This is a genomic window from Vibrio sp. YT-19(2023) (assembly GCF_033337395.1).
In genome coordinates this window covers 1-500 of sequence record NZ_JAWOQN010001258.1, presented here as the reverse complement: position 1 = coordinate 500, position 500 = coordinate 1, and the positions used below count along the sequence as shown (strand labels likewise).

Here is a 500-nt window from a genome sequence, read left to right as displayed (position 1 = left end):
AGATCATCGGTATGAACTACAAAGATGATCGAAACAAAGCGATCGGTTGGTTGAACGATTTAGGTAACCCATACCTAATTAGTCTGTTCGATGGCAGCGGTATGTTGGGTCTGGATCTTGGTGTGTACGGCGCACCGGAAACCTTCATTATCGATGCGAATGGTGTCATTCGTTACCGTCATGTAGGTGATGTTAACCCTCGAAATTGGGCTGACACGTTAGCACCGATGTACAACCAGCTGGTTGAGGAGGCGAAGCAATGAGAAAAGTGATTTTAGCAGTGTTTGCAGCCCTAACATTCTCGTTGGCGGCACATGCTGCAATTGAAGTGTATGAGTTTGACAACTTAGAGCAGGAGCAACAGTTCAAAGAGCTAGGACACACATTGCGCTGCCCTAAATGTCAGAACAACACCATCTCTGATTCGAATGCCGAACTTGCTCAAGACTTGCGCCACAAGGTCTACGAAATGACGAAAGAGGGCAAGTCAAAAGAAGAGA

At 46.4% G+C, this 500-nt stretch carries 2 protein-coding genes; both read left to right on the top strand.

What is annotated here, in order from left to right; all coding sequences use genetic code 11:
* The coding region (locus R7E78_RS31140) for a redoxin family protein (protein WP_318059274.1) at positions 1-263 on the top strand (263 nt) is incomplete at its 5' end.
* Positions 260-500: cytochrome c-type biogenesis protein (locus tag R7E78_RS31135; RefSeq protein ID WP_031840295.1), on the top strand; the 241-nt coding region annotated here is incomplete at its 3' end. The genes R7E78_RS31140 and R7E78_RS31135, both read left to right, overlap by 4 nt.